Origin of the sequence: Nostoc sp. UIC 10607 (genome assembly GCF_047228265.1) — a bacterium.
In the GTDB taxonomy this organism is placed as follows: domain Bacteria; phylum Cyanobacteriota; class Cyanobacteriia; order Cyanobacteriales; family Nostocaceae; genus Nostoc; species Nostoc foliaceum_A.
In genome coordinates this window covers 55,560-76,351 of sequence record NZ_JBIQNW010000006.1, presented here as the reverse complement: position 1 = coordinate 76,351, position 20,792 = coordinate 55,560, and the positions used below count along the sequence as shown (strand labels likewise).

The window sequence follows — 20,792 nt, the reverse complement described above, 5'->3', positions numbered from 1 at the left end:
GCATTTTTTAGTAGTTCAATCCCCAAACATAATTTACCGCTATTTTCCAGTCCCCACTCCCTAGTACGATAGTAAAGGTGACATCTGAGCAATTATCCAAGAGCAATTTACAGATCAATGGATAAACGTTTTTTTAAAATGTTTGGGCTAACAGAAGAACAAGCGATCGCAATTATCGATACACCATTAGAACAACTCGAAGACGCTTCTGATAAGTATATTGCTGTTTCCCATCTGATTAATTATCCCACTGAGCAATCGATCGCAGCTTTGGTACGGGCAATTGAAACCAGTAACCCTGATGAATTAGATCACCGGATTGTCCGACGCAAAGCTGTAGAAAGTCTGGGGCGATTGCAGGCCGAATCAGCTTTACCTGTAATTCGGCAGTGTCTTAAAGATGATGATATTTATACTGTAGAAAATACCGTGTGGGCGATCGGAGAAATCGGGACTAAAGATCCAGAAATCCTTGAAGAGATGGCGCAATTGCTGGATAAACCAGGTCAAATATATCGAGTAATAATTCATACCCTAGCTAATGCTGACTATCAACCGTCTCTAGAACGTGTACGGAAATTTACCCAAGTTGAGGATGAACCTACCCGTAGTGCTGCGATCGCTACAGTTTGTCGGTTCACAGGTGATTACTCTCAAATCACTGAGGTGATGGCGCTGCTGCAAAGTTCCAGCGTCAATGCACGGCGCGGTTGCATTCAAGACCTGATTGATTCACGTTACTACAAAGCCATCCCAGAAATTGCCCGTTGTCCTGTATCTCTGGTGTTCCGGCTGCGAGGATTGCGAATGCTTTTGGATGCAGGCGTTCCTAGTGGTAAAATTACCTTTACAGAAATTCAACCTTACTTAGAGCAAGTACTCTATGACCATCCCAATGACCTGGATCTAGTACATGAGTATGATGCTAACCCTGTTCTGGATTTTGTGATTAACGAACTCTACGAAACCGATTTTGGACGCTGTTATTTAGCAACAAAAACCTTACTGGATATCTATGCACAAGAAGCACCCGAAGCACTTCTAGCAACTTATTTGGACAAGGGATATAACGATTATGGCGCTCATTATCATGTGATGAAACTTTTCGGTTGGCTGAAATATACTCCCGCCTATGATTTGTTAATAGAAAACCTGCACAACCGTGAACCTCAGTTTCAGAAATCCCGTGCGGCTTGTGCGATCGCTCTTGGTGAATTGGGTGATTCACGAGCAATTCCTGAACTCAAAATTTGCCTAAATACGCCGATTTGGGACTTAAAATATGCTTGTTTATGGGCATTAGACCGCTTAGGAGACTCGTCCGGTCAGGAAATTTGCGCTCACGATAGTGACTGGTTAATTAGGGCGAAAGCCACAAGTAATCAATAGTTAGAAGTCATTCAATTTTAGATTTTAGATTTTGGATTGTTTCAGAAACAAAAAAAACTCATGATTAGCATCTTCAGATATTAGGCTAATCTGAACAATGCTATCACGAGTCCAAAAAATTAGGTGCATACATCTGTACACCTCTACAGAGGTTTATGACTTGCTATTAGTGACTGCTTCGTTTAACACTAACTCTGGTTGTGGTGTCTCCTCTTCTTCTGGCAAGCCGTAAATTGACCTGTATAACTTCACATACTCTTTGGCAGATTGATACCAACTAAAATTTTGGCTCATGCCGCGTTTTTGTAGTTCTTGCCATTGCGGTTTGAAACGGAAGCCTTCCCAAGCCCGGATCATACAGGTAAAAAGGTCTAGGGGTTCATAGCGGTCAAAGCAATAACCGGTGCCTGCTGCATTTTCGGGGTCGTGATGGGTTACGGTGTCAACTAATCCACCTGTGCGGCGGACAATGGGCACAGAACCGTAGCGCAAAGACATCATTTGGCTAATACCGCAAGGTTCAAAACGACTGGGCATTAAGAAGGCATCAGTACCAGCGTAGATCCGGCGAGACAGGGCATCGTTATACAGCAAGTAAGTTGCCATGCGTCCGGGAAAGCGAGATGCTAATTGCCACATCTGAGTTTCATAGTAGCGATCGCCTGTCCCTAACAGCACAAACTGTGCATCTGTATAAGATAGAAAACGATCGAGGATTTGCAAGATCAAATCAATGCCTTTTTGTTCTACTAATCGGGTGACAATCCCAATCAAAAAGGCTTTGGAATTGACCTCTAATCCTACTTCTTCTTGCAAAGCAATTTTGTTAGCCTTGCGTTTCTCTAAAGTATCAGCAGTGAAGGTTTGAGTAATGTATTTGTCATTTTCTGGATTATAAACTTCAGTATCAATCCCGTTGATAATCCCAGATAATTTACCGCTAATAAAGGACAGCAAACCTTCTAATGTTTCACCGTAAGTAGGTGTCTTGATTTGCTCGGCATAGGTGGGCGAAACTGTATTCACCTTATTGGCAAATTGTACCGCCGCAGCCATTGTGTTGTGTCCTTGCATATACCAGGGACACCAAGTGATTTTCTCTAAATACCAACGCCACGGCCCTTGATAAGCCAGGTTATGAATGGTAAATACTGTGGTGATATCAGGATCTTGGTGCATCCACACGGGAATCATCCCCGTATGCCAATCATGACAGTGGATAATTTCTGGCTTCCAGTAATTCCAGGCAAACTCCGCTGCACCATTGGAAAAAAAGGTGAACCGCCAGTCTTCATCATCTCCAGAATAAATCCGGCGGGGTAGGAAAACGGGATGTCCAAATAAGTACAAGGGAACATCAGTACCAGGCAGAACGCTTTCATAAACAGCAAATTCCTGGAACATCGCAGCTCCTCGCCAGATGGGTTCTTTGGGAATTTCCATTTTGTCTGGCAGGAAGCCATAGTAAGGCAAGAATATCCGCACATCATGCCCCATTTCTCTCAGGACTTTGGGTAATGCCCCGACGACATCACCCATTCCTCCTACTTTTGCAATGGGTGCTGCCTCTGCTGCAACAAATAGAATCCGCATGGTAATTTTTGCTTCCCCGATTCTCTCTATATTTGTCAAATTAACTTTCTGATCCCGACCAAGGCGATTTGTCGCGTCTTTGGTGCAACGGCGATCAATTCTTATCTAATCACATCGGCTTGCCCAATTGCTTAGGAACCGCGCTGAATCACTGCAAAAATTTCTTCTAAAATTTCTTGCGCTCCCTGCTGCCGCAACAGTTCTGCTAGTTCTTTACCTAGCCCTTCAGCATTGTTAGCTTTCCCTGTGACGGTATCTTTTACCAGCTTTTGACCATCTACACTGGCAACTATCCCTGTTAAGGTTAAATTCTCACCAGAGATTTCTGTATTTACACCAATAGGTACTTGACAGCCGCCCTCTAGAGAGCGTAGAAAAGAGCGTTCGGCGAGACAGCGATCGCGTGTTTCGGGATGTTCGATCGCTTTGAGTAGAGATAGCAATTCACTATCATCAGCACGGCATTCTATACCTAAAGCACCTTGTCCAACGGCGTGGAGGGAGATTTCTTTGGGGAGGACTTGATGAACGCGATCGCTCATGCCCAATCTTTCTAACCCTGCTGCTGCCAAAATCAAAGCATCGTACTCACCTGCATCCAGTTTTGCCAACCGTGTAATCAAGTTTCCCCGCACATCTTTAAAAGTAAAGTGGGGGAAGTGGTGGCGTAACTGTGCTAACCGCCGCAGTGAAGATGTACCAATTACTGCACCCTCTGGCAAGGTATCGATTTGTTTATCTTTGTGCTTTTCATGCACTACTAATGCATCTGCTGGATTTTCCCGTTCAGTAATTGCTGCCAGCGTTAAGCCTTCTGGTAAGTGAGTCGGTAGATCCTTGAGAGAATGAACGGCAAAGTCAATCTCCTGATTGAGCATTCCGAGTTCAAGTTCTTTAGTAAAAAGTCCTTTATCGCCAATCTTAGCTAATGCTACATCCAAGATTTTATCGCCTTGGGTAGACATGGTGTGGACTTCAAAAGTGATATCAGGAAAGCTTTGCTGGAGTTGCTCTTGTACCCAGTAGGTCTGAACCAGAGCAAGTTGGCTTTTGCGTGAACCAATCCGAATAGTGCGTGGGGGAGAAACAACTGAAGTCATAAAACAATATATCAAACTAGGCGATAAATTCACTCTCATCTAGACTACCGTAGTCAGGGACTCATACTATTTTTGGGTTTTGGATTTTGGATTTTGGATTACAATTCTTTACCAAAAGCTGGTTTTAGGAATCTCAAACAATACTAATTAGACTTACCTTCTAACGGAAGAGCGATCGCACAAGTTGTACCAATTCCTACTTCAGTAGTGATATTAATATCACCTTGGTGTAAATCTACACACTTCTTCACCACAACCAATCCTAATCCTGTACCAGGAATGCTTCTGACATTCTTACCACGATGAAACGGCTCAAACAGCTGCTTTTGATCTGCTAGCGGAATTCCAATACCCTGATCTTGAACCTGGAGAATCACTGTATCTGATTTAAACTCCAAACCCAGATGAACATTCCCTCCTTGAGGAGAATATTTAATTGCATTCAGCAGCAAATTAGACAGAATGGAACGCAACAACCTTTCATCCACCAAGGCAGGAACAGCTTTTCCTTGGCAAACAAAACTCAGTGTGTGTCTCTCATCTGTACTTAGGCGCATTTCTTCCACAAAATAACCGCAGAATTCTTCTAAATCTAGGAGTTTGGGATTAAATTCTAGTTTTCCGGTTTCGGCTCGATTGATGGTCAAAATATCATCTAACATTTGAACCATATTTTTGACAGAGAGTTGAATTCGCTGCAAGTTCCTCAGTCGCTTAGAAGAGTCATCCCATTCATCCTGACAGTTTTCCAGCAATTGAGCAGCTGCTAAGGCAGTACTTAGAGGAGTGCGAAACTCGTGAGATGCCATTGAGAAAAACCGTGTTTTGAGGACGCTGAGTTCTCTCTCTCGCTCTAGTGCCATCCGAATTTCATCTAACCGCTTGCGTCCGGTAATGTCACGTTGTACTGATATCCAGTGAGTATACCAGCCGGTTTGATCGGCTACGGGGACAATGCTAAATTCATTCCAGAATTCAGAGCCATCTTTGCGGTAGTTAATTACCTGAACGGTGACTGTTTCCCAACGAGATAGCGCTGTCCAAACTTTATCAAGTTCAGCCCGACTTGTTTTCGCTCCTTGAAGGATACGGGGCGTTTTACCTAAAACTTCTTCCAGGCTATAACCTGTGATTCGGGTGAATGCTTCATTAACATAAATAATATTCGGCCCAGGTTCGCCAATGGGTTGGGCTTCAGTGATAACTACAGCGTCATTGGTATTTACAACCACAGATTGCAGCAAACGTACCTGTTCTTCCTGCTTCTTTTGGTGTGTAATATCAGCAATTACTGCCACCATCCCATTGATACTATCGTCACTATCATGCAAGGGAGCAGCAGAGAAAATTATATCGATCGCAGTGCCATCTTTTTTAAAACGGCGCAATTCCACTCTGGTATAAGTTGTTCCTTGTAATATGCTCTGTTGGAGAGTATTGTATTCCTCTAATTGGTCATCTAAAAAAATTGGGTTAGGACGGTTGATCACCTCTGCCTCTGTCCAGCCAAACATGCGTTCCGCAGCAGGATTCCAGATTTTCACATTCCCTTCTAAATCAAGTGTGAAAATGGCCCGAGGAGAGGCAGTAATTAGAGCTTGCAGCGCGGCTTGGGTGCGCTGACGTTCAGCAATTTCTGCTCGGAGTGAGACATTGGCTTTAGCTAACTCTTGAGTCCGTTGTTGAACTCGGTGTTCTAATTCAGCGTTGAGTGTTTGCAGTTGTTTGTAAAGTTCGGATTGTTGGATGGCGATCGCAACCTGGGTTGCAAGTTGCTTCATCAACTCAATTTCCCAAAATTCCCATATGCGGGTGCGATCGCACTGATGGGCAATTAATAAGCCCCAAAGATAAGGGGGAGAAGCAGGTGTTTTACTATCTCGTTGTTTATCCGCTTGCCGATTCTCTTGTAGAATTGGCACTACCAACTTTGCTTTGACACCAAACTGTTTCAGGAAGTCTGCTAAACATGGTTCTACATCTGCTTGTTCAACATTAGCGATCGCACGGGTTTTTCCTAATGAATAAGCTTGATGATACTCTCTAGGAAACACTTCTTGTGGAAAGGTTTCTCCTAAAATTTTTGTATATTCAGGTAGAACTGTTTCAGTAATTGCGCTACCTGTGCCATCTTCCCAAAGGCGATAAATTAGCACCCGATCTGCTTGGAGAAACTCGCGCACTTCGGCAACGGTGGTAGTAAGAACCTCTTCTAACTCCAAAGACTCACGGATATGTTGAGCAATCTGGTTTACTAGTCGCTCTCGCTCAGTTTGTTGCCGCAGCACCACTTCTGCCCGTTGCCGTCTAGTTACTTCTAAGTTGAGAAAATAGTAAATTGTCCCTAATGCAACAACGCTAAAGCCAATACAGATTGGAGCGAGATTGATAGTACTAAAATCCGGCATGAGCATGGTTGTCAGCTAGGATGGTTGATTGATACTGATGACCGATCAGTTATTGTATTTAAACCACATCAACAACCAGAATTTTGTCATAAAGAATATAGCTTGGCTGTTTTAGATGGTATTGATTTAGAGTTGGCAGTTGAACAGGCCTTTAGCTGGTTAAAGATGAAATCAGAGTCAGCAACGCATCAAGTGGTTGTTTGGCAAATCGTATAGAAGTTGCGAGACATCAAAAAATTTTAACAATTTTTATCAAATCTAGTATAGAAACCACCATACTTAAACCAGTATTGCCTTAACTGATGACAAGGTGTAAATAAGCTGGCTTTGACACGATAAAGAAAAACTTGACGATGATCGCCCATCCAAATTTTGTCAACCGGCTCAACAGAAATTAATGTTCCTTCTAGCGCGACTATACACTCAGTAAATCTCTCAACGCAAGAATAGTCTATAGTTTCAAATATAAAAAAATGGCCTGAACAAATTAAATGGCGACTTCTTATCCAACATTGGAGCTTTTTATGCGCTTGTGGCGGCAACATTGTTTTGCTTCAAAGAATTTGATATGAATGCATTGTTTACATCGGTTTTTATATGAATCAACTTCTTGCATAAATCATTTTTGTTTCATGCAGAGATGCAATGAAAAACGCTTAATGGCCTATTCTGCCTTTTTCAAAAGTTGAGTGCGATCGCTATATTCGGCGATCGCACTCCGCTTAATTCTCAGCTAGTATCCGCCGAATTTTGGCAAATAACCAAAAGCAGTTAGCCAAGCAAACAAGACAATCACTCCCAGCAGTGAAGCTAATAGCCATAACACTACATCTCTATCAGAACTGCGTAGGAAGGTTTGTAAATTAAAAGGCTCAATCTCCTTTTTCGTGATGGGAAGCGGCAATTTGTCACGATAATCTTCGCCGTAACGAGCCATCCTAGCAAAAGGTAATTCACCTTGAAAGCGTCCTTGTAAAATCCGTCGCCGTTGATAGGGAACTGTATTGTAACCGAAGTTACTAATGTATTCTCCGCTATCCACCAAAGCGTCGATAAATCCTTCTAGTCCTTTGGTAGCTAGCACAATCGACCAGGCTAGTTTTTCGCGTTCATTGTAAACTTCACGGCCCAAGAAGCGCTGCACGCATATCTGCACAAAGCGATAGTTGTTATTGCTTTCGTAATTAAGTCGCCGAAATGCATCAGATATTGCTAACCCTCGAATGAAATCCCTGACTGTGATTTGACCATTTCTCAGTTGGGATTCTAAAAAGGGTTGGCGGTTGCAATCTAGCATCTGTTGTTCGTGGAAAATCTGGCGATAGGCTGCCGTAATCAAGGCATCCATTTCTACTGATGATGGCAGATGTTCGGCTGTATAAATTCTAGGTTGCTCGTCGCCAAGAATCTCATATCCAGATACACGGTGATTTCGAGATGAAGGGGAGTAATTTAACAAAGGTATAGGCATATTAAAGCTAGAGATTTAAAGGGATTGGGCATGGGGCATTTTACTAGTTAACAAGGGTGATACTGGCAATCACACCGCCTTGCTGGTGAATCCGCTGATACTCTTGCGATAGTTTATTAAAGGGCACAAGATAGACTTGGTTGCTGCGGCGAAATGGAGAAATCTGGTTTACTGTATTTGCCCGATAACCAGTGACTTCCAATCGATACACCTTACCTTCATCACTAGCTGCTACACCATGAAGGGTTCTGGAGCCAAGTGGTGGATTACGGAATGTTGCACCATCGCTAGCAGGTGAAACCACAGGGGTAGGGGTACTTTGAATTACCAAACTATTCAACCGAGGTTTTTTACCTGCCAAGTTGCCTTTGAGACTGCTACTAGAGGCACCTCGGACTAATTGGAATATATGGGTAAACTGCACTATGTTCTGACAGGCTTCGGTTTTGTAGCCTCGAATATAAGGCACAATGTTTTCCCCAAAGGTATCTTGGTACTCGTTGCTATCAAGGTAGGAATCAATTTCAGCCTCAAAGCCTTTTTCATCCAGAATAGTACTGTGCGATCGCATTTCTTCCAAATCAATAGGAGCGCGACCAAGCAAATGCCTAAAATTCAACTCAATTGCCCGATAACGAGGACAACTGCTAAAAAACCGGGAACGATACAACTCAGACTTCGCTACCAAACGGACAAACTCGCGGACGCTGATTTCACCCCCCTTAAACTGCGACTCAGGAACAGTGAGCCGTTCGCTTTCCATCACATACGCATTTCCCAAAACCTGTCTGTATATAACCCTGATGAGAGCTTCAAGTTCTTCTGCCGAATAACCAGGTACCCCTCCAGTTGAGTGAGTGTCTTCAAACAGGCTGACACCTAAACGTGAACTTGGTCTAAAAGCCATTTTCTGAAAATCTCCTGGCTAAACATAGAGTTCTTTAGGAACGTCTAAAGGAGGTTATTAGAAACCTACATAGAATAGAAAATTACATACTAAAAGTAAGGAAATCGCTCAGGAAATGGTAAAGAAATCGGAAAGAAGCAACGAAAACTAGAAATTGTTACTTTTTGCAATATTTTCTCAAGGAGAGTTCGCAAATAGTTTTAAACATAACTTGTATAGTTAAAAAAAATGCTATGCGAATTCTCTTAGTTGAAGATGATGTACGCCTTGCCGAAACTTTAGCAGAAGCTCTTACAGACCAACGTTATATGGTTGATGTGGTGACAGACGGTGAGGCAGGATGGAATCAAGCTAAAATGCTGGATTATGATTTGCTGCTGCTGGATGTGATGTTGCCAGAACTCGATGGAATTAGTTTATGCCATCGGTTGCGATCGCACAGCTACAGTATGCCTGTTCTCATGCTGACTGCTCGTGATACCGTTAGCGATAAAATCACCGGACTCGATGCGGGAGCAGATGATTATGTCGTTAAACCTGTGGATTTGCAAGAACTATTTGCACGAATTCGCGCCTTGCTTCGTCGAGGTAATGTTTCATCGCCGCCGATTTTAGAATGGGGCAATCTCCACCTCAACCCCAGCACTTATGAAGTGAATTACGGCGAAAATATGCTACATTTAACCCCAAAAGAGTACGGAATATTAGAGTTATTGCTGCGAAATGGTCGTCGTGTCCTTAGTCGCAGCGTGATTATTGAACATATTTGGTCGCTAGAGTCTCCTCCAGAAGAACATGCGGTGAAAGTTCATCTCAGAAGTCTGCGTCAAAAGCTCAAAGCAGCCGGAGCTTTTGAAGATTTTATTGAAACAGTTCACGGTATTGGCTACCGTCTTAAACAACTCAACTAAAATGTTGTATTTAGCCCTCCTCAGAAGAATTCAGCTATTAGCAAAACTCTGCGTTCCTACCCTGTGGGAAGGCGAAGCCCTATGCATTTACTCTGAGTTGAAAAACATTAACTTTTTCAACGCAGAGTTTTCCGATTTTTTCGCTAAAAATTTTTGAAATAATGTATTTAGACTACTTAAGGGTCGGATTTGAGATATTCTTGTAATTCTTGGGTACGCAGTTTAGTAGTATTTTCTAGACAACCAAAATAAATGGTAGGGGCAATACTTCCTCCCTCATATCTGCTTCTTTCAAACTCACAATTGGTATCCCGAAACTTAATCCATGCTTGCTGTGCAGCAATCAATTTCTGTTTTCTAGACCTTTCTAAGGTAGGTAGCAATTGTTGATAAACTTGATTCAGTTTTTTATCTGCATTTTGATAAGATAACTTCGTGCATTCATTAATTGCTCTTTGAGTTTGAGGATTATTGCAGTTGAGCTTTTGAACTAAGCGCATATCGGATAAATTAGGCGTTGTGCCTGCTATTGTCATGGTGGGGGTATCTAAACTGCTGAGAGTTAGAATACTTGCTAAAACTAGTAAAAATTGACGCATGGCAAAAATTTTATTGTTTAAGTAAGGACAAAAAATACTAAAATACACGTCAGCATTGTTAAGTTACGACACAAAAGACTTCTGACCTGCTTACAAAAGATAAACCAGTCGGCAGAAGGAAGTCGAAATTTCACAAGAATGCTAGAAAGAATTTGGTATTTTAGTGATCTAAGTTTAGCTTTTATATTTTATGAATCGTTCCGCCTGTCTCATCTTCAATCCAGTTGCCGGTCAGGGTGACCCAGACATAGAACTGGCAGAAATTCGAGCAATATTAGAGCCAGAAATTGACCTAGATATTTATCTGACAACTGAAGAAATCGACGCTGACGAACTGGCCTATGCAGCGGTAGAGCGAGGGGTAGATGCAATCATTGCTTCGGGAGGAGATGGAACCCTCTCGGCGGCGGCGGCGGCTCTAGTGGGTAGTGACATTCCATTTGGGATCATTTCTAGAGGAACAGCAAACGCTTTTGCTACAGCTTTAAATATTCCTGACACGATCGCAGGTGCATGTCAGACAATTTTGCAGGGAGGAACCCACCATGTAGACGTAGCCTATTGCAACGATCGGCCAATGGTGCTATTGGCAGGTATTGGCTTTGAAGCTGAAACTGTAGAATTGGCAGACCGAGATGCCAAGAATCGCTTTGGAATGATGGCCTACGTTTTGGCAGGAATCCAGCAACTAAGAAACTTAAAAAACTTTGATGTTGAAATTGAAACTGAAGACAAGATCATTAAAACTAGTGCCTGTGCAGTCACAGTAGCAAATGCTGCGCCTCCCACTTCAGTCTTGGCTCAAGGGCCAGCAGGTCTGATTTATGATGATGGGTTACTAGATTTAACGATTGTAGCTCCAGCTAACAAAGCAGGAGCGATCGCAGCTACATTTCATCTATTTCAAACGGCTTCTACAGGTAACGCCGTAGAACGGAATGATATTGGCTTTCTACGAGCCAAACAATTTAAAATTACGACTGAGCCACCACAAAAAGTTGTTCTAGATGGTGAAATCGTAGGCACAACACCAGTAGAAATTAAGTGTGTACCAGCAGGTTTGAAAATTTTTGTGCCATTAGTAGAAGAAGTTGAGCCTACAGAAAAACTGGAAGGACTCCCCAATTTGACTGTTGAAATGAAAGACACAGTAGAGGAGTGAAACAAAGCAGGGGAAGCAGGGCGAGAATAACAAGTGAGAAATGACTCTTGCCCGATTCCTAATTGAAAACTCAGGAGTAGGTTGCATTGAAACTTGTATCTGATCCAGCGATCGCTAACAAAATTCGTAAAATGAACCAGCGGGTACGCTGGCAAGATCCGTTAATTGTAGAACGGGGTATCGACCAAACTCGGCTGGTGTTGGAAGATGGGCAAACAGACAATTCTGAGTTCTCATTTTTAGTTGTAGGTGATAGTGGTTCCGGCAAGCACCGGGGACACAATCCTCAGCGACAGGTGGCTGAAATGATGCTGCCCCATCACAACGAATCCCGTTTTATGTTGCATATGGGGGATGTGATCTATTTAGTGGGGTCGAGTGAATACTACCAGCAGAACTTCATCCAGCCCTATCGAGAGTTTATTTTGGGAGGAAACCATCCCAAAGGAATTGCCTATGACCAGATGGTTTTTAAGCTGCCCATTTTACCTGTACCGGGAAATCACGATTACTATAATTTGCCGATTCTCTTGAGCTTGGCCTCGCTAACAACATTACCCATTCGTCGCCTGTTGCGATCGCGGTTAGACCTAGATGTGGGATTGCATGGCTCAGGAACTGGTAAGGCATATGCACGGGCGTTTCTGGACTATCTTAAAGCGTTTCAACTTCCAGAAGAGTTAGCCAGCCACTTAGATCAGTACTACACAGCCAAGACAGATACAGGTCGTTGTCTTTGCTATGAACCTGGGCATTTTACCCGCCTTCCCAATCGCTACTACACTTTTCGCTATAACGGGATTGATTTCTTTGCCTTGGATTCTAATACATTTAACGATCCACCGCCCCTACCTAAAACAAAAGAAGGTAACGCCGATCGCAGAATCTTAGAAAAACGTCGTGAAGATTTAGAGCAAGAAAAGCTGCAAATCATTGAAACTTCCGCCAAGCTTCGTCCAGAAAACCCCAGCGAAGCCGACCAATTAGACGACTTTCACGCCAAACTGTCACAAATTGAAGAAATTATTGTTGATATCGACAAGCAATTAGCTGTTGATAAAACCACGCTGACTGACACTGAACAACTAGACTGGCTCAAGCAAAGATTAATTGAATCTTGGAATAATTCTGAAGTTCGGGGAAGAGTGATTTATTTCCATCATCCTCCCTATGTAACTGAAGCGACAAAGTGGCAACAAGCACAAACTCTGATAATTCGCGATCGCCTCCGTGGTGTGCTGGATGCGGTAGCTAAAGAAATAGGTTCCCTAACACAGGGGCGTTCTTTGGTCGATTTGGTATTAAACGGTCACGCCCACTGCTTGGAACATCTAGAGACAATGGATACAGGACACGCTGATTCTCATATCCACTGGATTGTTTGTGGCGGTAGCGGCTTTAGTTTGCGCCGCCAGCGGACTGAGGGAGCAGATTTGATGGAGACTTTTGGCAATGAAAATAGATTAGTGGCGCGATCGCATCTCTTCATTGGTCGCAACGGTGAAGGTTCTCAGAAGCGACGACCTTACTCAGGTTTACGCATTGACGTTAAAGGCGATGGTCAACCCAAGTTCATTGTCCGTCCCTTGGTTGCCGAATGGTATCAGCGGCAATGGCATCATCGTGAACTTGAACCCTTGATTATCTAGTAACATACTTCTCGAAATATTGGCCCCATAAATATAAATAGAGACGCAATCATTGCGTCTCTACAAATCGCCTATTTAGCCTTCTGAAGTGTTAATTGCATCCAACAAAAAGGATGATGTTAATTAAATTATTCCTGGGCCTCTACCGCGTTTGTCACCTTTATCGGTCAACTTCCCTTCCTCGTCCTGATTTACTTCTCCGAGTTCTTCAACGCGTTGGGCGGTATCTTCTGCTGCTTGTTTGCGTGCATCGCCCGGTTCTTCGTAGTACATTTCCGGTTCAACTGCATAGTTGTTCAACAAACCTTCTTTGTCCACGGTATATCCATCAGTGGTGCGTACACTTCCTGGATCAGTTTGGTCATCCGTAGGGGCATCTGCCTCCCTTTCTTCTGTGGGGAGTGTTTTGTAGAGATTTCCCTCTCTTTCCATTCGAGCAGCTGTTTCGGCTGGGATAATGCCGCGATCGTATGTATCTACTTCAGCTCGGTCAGATGAATCTATATCTCTCTTAACTGCTTCATTAGCCATAATTTATGTCCTCGTTAAAGAATCTATTAAATAACTTCAAAACCTAGATTAGGCTGTTTTTCATTTCCGTTCTACTATCTTTAGAAGGGATTTTAAACTAAATATAATGTTATGTTCTCTATCTTTTGATGTATCCGAAAGATTAAGATTAAGTCCGGTTAAATACTTGTAATTTACCTTAATTAACAAAACAAGGGGCATTAAGCCCCTTGCCAAAGTAGACAAATAGACAAACTTCCATCCCAGTGAACTAGTTTAATAGTTTGGAAATTTATTCGCCTACAAATTGGTTTTTCAGCGATTGAATTTCATCAGCTAATTCTTGCCGAGTTGAAGCTTTAAGTAGATAACGGGAAATAAACCAAGTGGCGTAACCAATACCAATTAACTCAAAAGTCGGTGATAGTAGCGGAATATCATTGATTGCATCCAGTAGTGCTAGTACTACCTTGGCCGTAACAATCGCCGCCAAAATTAAACCAACAGTTGTTAGAGGCTGCTTGTAATCTTGAAAAAATCGACCTAAGTATTCAGGGAATTGCTCCAAAAATTGAGAAACTTGTCTGCTAATTTGCTGCCATTGTGATTCAGGTTCAGGTGCTGGTGGTAACTTTGGCAAGTTTGCAGTATCTGTACCTTCAAGTGCTAGCGTACCTTCTGAGAAGGAGGCATTAATGGATTCACGTTGCTGTTGTTCAGTTTCCATAGTTTTATTTTCGGCAATTACAAGAGTTTCTATAACTGACTGATCGTCAATAAATATAATTATTAAGGTCGTCAGTTGTCAATTATTAATGGTCAGTAATAAGTATAACTGACCACTAAAACTGAGTAGGGGCATCTAAATTTATTTATGATTTATTTATGCCTACATACTCACTTGGATTTATTGTTAACTGCCTTAGCTTTGTGGAGGTGCAACAGTTGCTTTAACAACTACAGTTTTAACACCTTTAATTTCCTTAGCTAAACGTTCAATTTTAGCCAATTCCTGCTGATTGTTCACAGTTCCTGCGACAGTGACAGTTCCATCATCTGCTGCATCAACTGTTAGTTGACCCTTGGGTATGTTTGCTTCCAACTTTGAGCGAACTTCACTTGCTAGGTCACCTGTAGCTCTTTGTGTATCGCCGCCAGTGGCATTATTTCGCTGTTCGCGGGCACGGATATCAGAATCAAGCTGTCTTCTGCGAACTTCACTTTGAGCGTCTTGTTGAGCCGCTTGTGTTGTTTGTGCAGTTGGTGCTTGTGGAGCTTCGTCAGGAGCGGGCGCAGTCACAGTTGTTTTAGAAGCGTTATCACAAGCCGCAACACCAAAAACTAGAAGGCAACTAATTAAGAAAGGAGTTAGCTTTTGCATATGTTTAATTCTGAATCGGAAAGTGAAATTTGTGGAGTTTGTTGATATTCACGGCATAAGTGAGGAGCAAAGCTTTTATTTACTTGCTCCTGTAATTTCAGGAAATTGGTGTGAGTGACAACTAGCTTGGGTTAGAGAGTTTCATCCCGACGGTCAACAATGACTACAGCAGGATCGTCTCTATGAAGGTCTGTTGAGTAATTGGTGCGATCGCTAACTGCGGTATCATGATGCGTCACTCGGTCTAAACCTGAGCGATGTTCGCCTAAATCAGTAGCATCATAGGTGGCAAATTCTTCAATACCACGACGGTTGAGAATTGCTTCAGCTTGGTGGATTTCAGCTTGCGTACCATCGATAATTACCAAGTAGTCGCCTCTTTGGAAGCGATCATTATATACTCGCGCCTTGTCTTCAGGAATTCCCAAGCCAACGAGTCCGCCAACAAGACCCCCAGCCGCTGCACCAATCGCACCGCCAGCCACTGTTGATGCCAAAGCGGTCGCTGCTGCACCACCTGCAATCACAGGCCCGACTCCAGGAATTGCTAAAGTTCCAAGACCAACTAATAAACCAGTCAAGCCACCTAGTACGCCACCTGTAGCAGCTCCAGCTTTTACACCCTCGTCTGCTTTATTTCCTGTCCCGACATTTTTATCTACATCTACACCAGCGATCCCATGACCGCTTGTATCTTTGGCAATGATGGAGACTCTATTTAAAGGAAAACCTGCATCTCGTAATTCTGTTAGTGCTGCTTCTGCATCTCGGCGATGAGAAAAGACTCCAATCGCGCGTCTAGCAACACCACTATGAGCAACATTAGAAGTTGGAGCAACATAATCAGCATTTGCAGTTCTAGCATCTGGGTTGTCATAAATGCCAAACTCTTCGACACCCCGCTGATGCAAAATTGCTTCTGCTCTGGCAATTTCTGTATCTGTACCATCTAGGATCACTAAATAGTGTCCTCGTCTCACGCGTTCGTCGTAAACTCTGGCTCGTTCTTCAGGAATTCCTAAACCAATCAATGCACCAAGCAAACTACCAGCTACTGCGCCAATACCTGCTCCCGCGAGAGTAGTAGCTAAGGTGGTTGCTGCGGCTCCAGCCAGCATAATTGGCCCGATTCCAGGAATTGCCAAAGTACCAAGACCGACTAATAAGCCAGTCAATCCGCCCAAAGCACCACCTGTAGCTGCTCCGACTTTAGCGCCTTCGTCAGATTTATCACCAACGCGATCGCGCACTTCAGCACCAGCAATATCATCTTTGTCCCCATCCTGCGTAATGACAGAGACTCTGTTCATGTCAAAGCCAACTTTTTTTAATTCATGTAGCGCATGTTCAACATCTCGGCGATGAGAAAATACACCTACAGCACGTTTATGTACACCTACAACCATTATTTTGTCTCCTCAGCAAAAATCAATTATTCACTAATTTATAGCTCCTAATAACCCTTATTTATACATGTTTTTATTTCATTTTCATCAATCGCTTGGAAGAATTTTTATCTCTATCATTAGACATAGGTGTTTTTATCTAAAGTTAGTAGAAAGCTTTAAGTATTAAATAAATCATGTCTTACAAAATTAAATTTTAACTATCATTATTAGTTTTTTAACTAATTGAATTCCACTAAAAACTTATTTATTGAATATAAGTTACAACAAAGGCGTTCAACTATATCTAGGTTTAACTTTATGGAGAAAATGCTTTATAAAAATAAAATTTAATTTAACGAGCAGAATTAGGTTGGATATTGACCGAAAAAGCTGATATCTTCAGGCTTTATACCCCTTACTTCTCTTCATAAAGCTGGGTTAAGCTCCACTTTATAAAACAGACTTTGGTTTTTTTAGGTAAAAAATAACACCAATTCCAATTTAGCTAATTTCATAAAATTGTGAAAAAGTTACCAAGACATATATTGTTTTATTTTATTTTTAACTAATAAAACAATATGTTTTTTTCTAAAATACGACTTTTGGCAAACAAACTTCTTACCTAAGAAAGTGCCAGATTATATAACTGAGAACTAAATTGATAGGTAAGCCATTTTATCAATGGTTATTTAAATGATAGCAAGTGAGAAAATTCTATGTTTCAAAATGTTTTAACTATTTGGGGATGGAACTGGCTGCCTTTGGGATTAGCGCCAATAACTTTAGCCCAGGAAGTACTAACGCCAGAAGAAACATCAGTTCTTTTTTCTGGCCCTAAATTTTTGGTAGCATTGGTGGCTGGGGTCTTAATGGCATTTGCCTTTCAATTGTTATTCACAAACTTTTCAGTCGCTGTAGGAATTTCATCTTGGGAAATTGATTCAGATTCTGATGATGAATCAGAAAGCTTGGGTAGTAAAATTCGTGATGTTCAAACCAAGGTTGGTTCTTGGGCATTAATAACCGCTAGCATTGCATTATTTATTGCTTGTTTTCTAGCGGTAAAACTTAGCTTAATCGAAAGTGCATTTTTAGGAGCAATTATTGGTGTAGTCATCTGGTCTACCTATTTCTCACTGGTAATTTGGTTAGGTTCATCGGCAGTAGGTTCTTTAATTGGTTCTATCGCTAATACTGTTACTTCAGGTTTTCAAGCTCTGATGGGTACAGCAACTGCTGGTATCGGTGCTAATACTGCAAAAAAACAGTTGGTTTCTACTGCTGAAGATATTACAGCCGCAGTCCGGCGGGAATTAACTTCAGGTTTTGATCCTGAAGGTATTAGAAATACGCTCCAAAGTTCCTTAGGTTCTTTGCAATTGCCAAAGCTGGACATCAAAGAAATTCGGAGTCAATTTGACCAGTTGCTTAAAGATACAGATTTGCAATCTGTTGCTAATAGCGACCTATTGCAAAACATTAATCGCCAAACATTTGTTGATTTAATCAGCAATCGTACAGATTTATCTAAAGAAGATATAAATCGCATTGCTGATCAATTTGAAGGCGCTTGGCAACAAGCTTTAAACCGCAAAAATCCCACAGAACAAGTAATTAATTTGCTCAAGTCTGCTACTCCCGAAGAACTGAATTCAGAGCAATTAGGGGAACGGCTTCAAGAACTGGTTACAGTCGGAGGTGGTAATGGCAAGCAAAGTAATGGTGTAATGAAGCAAGCTATGCGATATGGCTTGAGTGCTGCTGTACCAGCAGTCTTGGATCGGGTCAACCTTTCCAATATAGATGTGAACAAAATTACAACTCAGTTGCAAAAGCTGAAAGAAAAAGTTCAAGATGTCGATGTCGATCAAATCACAGAACAACTTCAGAAGCTTAGAGAGCAAGCAACTGAGCAAGTATCTGCAAGATTGCCAATATCGCTTGAAAACACGATTAAGGCAGATGTAGAAGACTACATATTAAATTCCTTTCCTTGGCATTTTAACCGCATTACCCTAAGAGATGAATTTAAAGAAGTCATCTATGACGTGAATGCAGATCTGACAACCGTGAAACGTGAGTTGGAAGAACTGAATCAAGAATATTTCGCCAACTTGCTAAACCAACGGGGTGATATTAGCGAAGCTAGGGTGAAAGAAATCGCTGAACAAATGGAAAGCGATCGCCAGGAAGTTTTAGAAACTGTAAAACAGGCCCAAGCGCGAGAAAAAGGGCAAGATTTCCGCAGCCGCATCGAAGATTATCTGCGTTCAACAGGGAAAGAAGAACTCAACCCTGAAGGTATTGAACGGGACTTTGCAACATTGGTGGAAGATCCACAAGCTGGCTTTGAAGATTTAACTAGCCGCTTCGGGCAATTTGACCGCGATACTTATGTACAATTGCTCCAGCAACGTCAAGATATCAGCGAAGAAGAAGCTAATAATATTGTTAGTCAACTCGAACGCAACCGCGATAATTTCTTAAATCGTGCTAGAGAATTGCAAGAACAAGCAAAAGCCAGAGCCGATGAACTGCGCCAAAGAGTTGAAGACTATCTGCGGAATACTAATAAAGACGAACTAAATCCCGAAGCTATCAAACGTGAGTTTAGAGTTTTATTAGACGATCCGCAAGCCGGAATTAGCCAATTGACTTCGCGCTTATCGCAATTTGATCGGGATACACTGGTACAATTGCTCACTCAGCGTCAAGATTTGAGCGAAGAACAGGTAAACCAAATTCTCGATCAGATCGAAGCAGTCCGAGATAGTATTTTGCAAGTACCGCAACAGGCGAAAGAACAGTACGAAAAAACGACAAAAGCGATCGCAGACTATCTCCGCAATACCAATTTGGAAGAACTTGATCCCGAAGGAATCAGAGCCGATTTGGAAAAATTACTCGATGATCCTAAAGCAGGAGCATTAGCATTGCGCGATCGCTTGTCTCACGTTGATCGAGAAACCTTGGTTAAACTTGTGAGTCAACGGGGAGATTTGAGCCAAGAGCAGGTTAATCAGATCATTGATCGGGTACAAGATACGATTGGTGATATTGTGAGAGCGCCACGGCGTTTGGCCAAGCGTACCACTCAAGTAGCTCTAGATTTTGAAGGCAATCTTGAAGATTACCTGCGCAATACTAACAAAGAAGAACTCAACCCAGAAGCAATTAAACGCGATTTGCAATTACTGCTATCTTCTCCCCGCGCTGGAATTGGGAGTTTAAGCGATCGCGCCTCCAAATTTGACCGATCGACAATTGTGGCGCTGTTATCTCAACGGGAGGATATCTCAGAAGAGGAAGCTAACCGAATTGTGGATCAAATTGAGTCTGTGCGGAGTTCGATTGTCGAACAATTCCAGCAGATCCAGCAGAGAGTACAATCAGTACTTGATGGAGTTTTTGCTAGAGTTCGTAACTATCTCAACTCGTTGGATCGTTCGGAACTCAACTATGAAGGCATTAAGCAAGACTTTGCTAAAGTGTTCGACGATCCACAAGCTGGATTTGAAGCATTGCGCGATCGCCTCAGTCAATTTGATCGTGACACCTTAGTTGCTGTCATCAGTTCTCGTGAGGATATTTCTGAGAGCGATGCTAACCGCATTATCGACCAAATAGAAGCGGCACGGGATGGCGTACTCCAACGAGCCGAACGCATCCAGAAAGAAACGCAAAAACGCCTGAAAGCAATCCAAGAGCAAACTAAAAAGCAAGCCCAACAAACCAAAAAAACCGTTGCAAATGCTGCATGGTGGTTATTTGGCACAGCATTAACTTCCCTTGCAGCCAGTGCGATCGCTGGTGCGATCGCTGTCACTGGGATAAATCTACCTGGGTAAAATACCTCCGTCATCAGGAATTTTGAAAAAATACAAAGTGGTATTCAGGCTTTAAATCTGAATACCACTTTTCTTTTGTATCAGCAATCAAACTCTCGTAGCAATCCCATAATTGAGGCAAAAAATCCTTGAAAATCTTGTTTTTATTCTTTTTCAAAAGTTTAGTGACTCTCTAACTTTTTCTGCCGGAAGACAGAAGATTTAGGGCAAACATATATTAAAGCTACTGGCTTCTAGCGAAGCCAGGGAAAACAGAGTAAAAAACTTTGGCAAAGCCAGACTTAATCCCTTTTTCCAATCACTTGCTTCAAATATGTACAATTTCCTGAAGTTGTTACAAATCAAGATTTATGCTGCAATAAAGGAAACACATCTTAAATCGGCGCACCTCTTATAGTATTAAGGTATAGCCATAATAATAACAACCACCGTTAAATTTAAATTCCCTCGTCTCAGGTAGTTTTAACTATATTTGT

Annotated in this window: 16 protein-coding genes; 6 read left to right on the top strand and 10 right to left on the bottom strand. The window is 42.2% G+C overall.

The annotated features are described in order from the left end of the window. Positions 1-117: 117 nt before the first annotated feature. Positions 118-1,389 carry a HEAT repeat domain-containing protein gene (locus ACEYW6_RS07735; protein ID WP_412979258.1) on the top strand — a complete coding sequence of 424 codons (1,272 nt, stop codon included), beginning with the start codon at positions 118-120 and terminating at the stop codon, positions 1,387-1,389. Between the two features lie 153 nt (positions 1,390-1,542). On the opposite strand, the gene glgA is transcribed toward ACEYW6_RS07735, so the two are convergent. From glgA to ACEYW6_RS07720, 3 genes are all read right to left on the bottom strand, one after another. Further along, positions 1,543-2,982 (bottom strand): glycogen synthase GlgA, encoded by a 1,440-nt coding sequence (gene glgA, locus ACEYW6_RS07730; protein WP_412979257.1) that lies wholly within the window; start codon positions 2,980-2,982, stop codon positions 1,543-1,545. A gap of 131 nt (positions 2,983-3,113) precedes the next feature. After that, complete coding sequence (gene hemC, locus ACEYW6_RS07725; protein WP_190892720.1) at positions 3,114-4,082, bottom strand: hydroxymethylbilane synthase; 969 nt, start codon at positions 4,080-4,082, stop codon at positions 3,114-3,116. Positions 4,083-4,225: 143 nt separating this feature from the next. Continuing rightward, positions 4,226-6,490 (bottom strand): PAS domain S-box protein, encoded by a 2,265-nt coding sequence (locus ACEYW6_RS07720; RefSeq protein WP_412979256.1) that lies wholly within the window; start codon positions 6,488-6,490, stop codon positions 4,226-4,228. Positions 6,491-6,514: 24 nt separating this feature from the next. On the opposite strand from ACEYW6_RS07720, the gene ACEYW6_RS07715 reads away from it, so the two are divergent. Then, positions 6,515-6,706, top strand: coding sequence for a hypothetical protein (locus tag ACEYW6_RS07715; protein WP_412979255.1), 192 nt, complete (start codon positions 6,515-6,517; stop codon positions 6,704-6,706). 517 nt (positions 6,707-7,223) lie between these two features. On the opposite strand, the gene ACEYW6_RS07710 is transcribed toward ACEYW6_RS07715, so the two are convergent. Continuing rightward, entirely contained in the window at positions 7,224-7,961 is a 738-nt protein-coding gene (locus ACEYW6_RS07710) for a phycobilisome rod-core linker polypeptide (protein WP_412979254.1), read from the bottom strand. Between the two features lie 43 nt (positions 7,962-8,004). Continuing rightward, positions 8,005-8,868, bottom strand: coding sequence for a phycobilisome rod-core linker polypeptide (locus ACEYW6_RS07705; protein ID WP_412979253.1), 864 nt, complete (start codon positions 8,866-8,868; stop codon positions 8,005-8,007). 233 nt (positions 8,869-9,101) lie between these two features. Here ACEYW6_RS07705 and ACEYW6_RS07700 point away from each other — a divergent pair, with 233 nt between their 5' ends. After that, positions 9,102-9,779: a response regulator transcription factor gene (locus ACEYW6_RS07700; protein WP_412979252.1), complete on the top strand. Its 678-nt coding sequence runs from the start codon at positions 9,102-9,104 to the stop codon at positions 9,777-9,779. Between the two features lie 176 nt (positions 9,780-9,955). Here the strand turns inward: ACEYW6_RS07700 and ACEYW6_RS07695 are convergent, their stop codons facing one another. Continuing rightward, a complete protein-coding gene (locus ACEYW6_RS07695; RefSeq protein ID WP_412979251.1) occupies positions 9,956-10,378 on the bottom strand; it encodes a lysozyme inhibitor LprI family protein in 423 nt (140 codons plus the stop codon). Between the two features lie 190 nt (positions 10,379-10,568). Between ACEYW6_RS07695 and ACEYW6_RS07690 the strand changes: the two genes are divergently transcribed. Continuing rightward, the gene (locus ACEYW6_RS07690) at positions 10,569-11,540 is read left to right on the top strand and encodes a YegS/Rv2252/BmrU family lipid kinase (protein ID WP_412979250.1); all 972 of its coding nucleotides are present in this window, start codon (positions 10,569-10,571) and stop codon (positions 11,538-11,540) included. A gap of 86 nt (positions 11,541-11,626) precedes the next feature. Next, the gene (locus ACEYW6_RS07685; RefSeq protein WP_412979249.1) at positions 11,627-13,189 is read left to right on the top strand and encodes a metallophosphoesterase; all 1,563 of its coding nucleotides are present in this window, start codon (positions 11,627-11,629) and stop codon (positions 13,187-13,189) included. 123 nt (positions 13,190-13,312) lie between these two features. On the opposite strand, the gene ACEYW6_RS07680 is transcribed toward ACEYW6_RS07685, so the two are convergent. The 4 genes from ACEYW6_RS07680 to ACEYW6_RS07665 form a co-directional block, all read right to left on the bottom strand. Further along, positions 13,313-13,720 (bottom strand): hypothetical protein, encoded by a 408-nt coding sequence (locus tag ACEYW6_RS07680; protein WP_196510548.1) that lies wholly within the window; start codon positions 13,718-13,720, stop codon positions 13,313-13,315. 271 nt (positions 13,721-13,991) lie between these two features. Next, complete coding sequence (locus ACEYW6_RS07675) at positions 13,992-14,426, bottom strand: CAAD domain-containing protein (protein WP_412979248.1); 435 nt, start codon at positions 14,424-14,426, stop codon at positions 13,992-13,994. Between the two features lie 195 nt (positions 14,427-14,621). Beyond that, positions 14,622-15,080, bottom strand: coding sequence for a BON domain-containing protein (locus ACEYW6_RS07670; RefSeq protein ID WP_412979247.1), 459 nt, complete (start codon positions 15,078-15,080; stop codon positions 14,622-14,624). 131 nt (positions 15,081-15,211) lie between these two features. Further along, complete coding sequence (locus tag ACEYW6_RS07665; protein WP_412979246.1) at positions 15,212-16,486, bottom strand: histidine kinase; 1,275 nt, start codon at positions 16,484-16,486, stop codon at positions 15,212-15,214. A 698-nt stretch (positions 16,487-17,184) separates the two neighbouring features. Between ACEYW6_RS07665 and ACEYW6_RS07660 the strand changes: the two genes are divergently transcribed. Next, entirely contained in the window at positions 17,185-20,316 is a 3,132-nt protein-coding gene (locus ACEYW6_RS07660; RefSeq protein WP_412979245.1) for an MFS transporter, read from the top strand. Positions 20,317-20,792 lie beyond the last annotated feature (476 nt).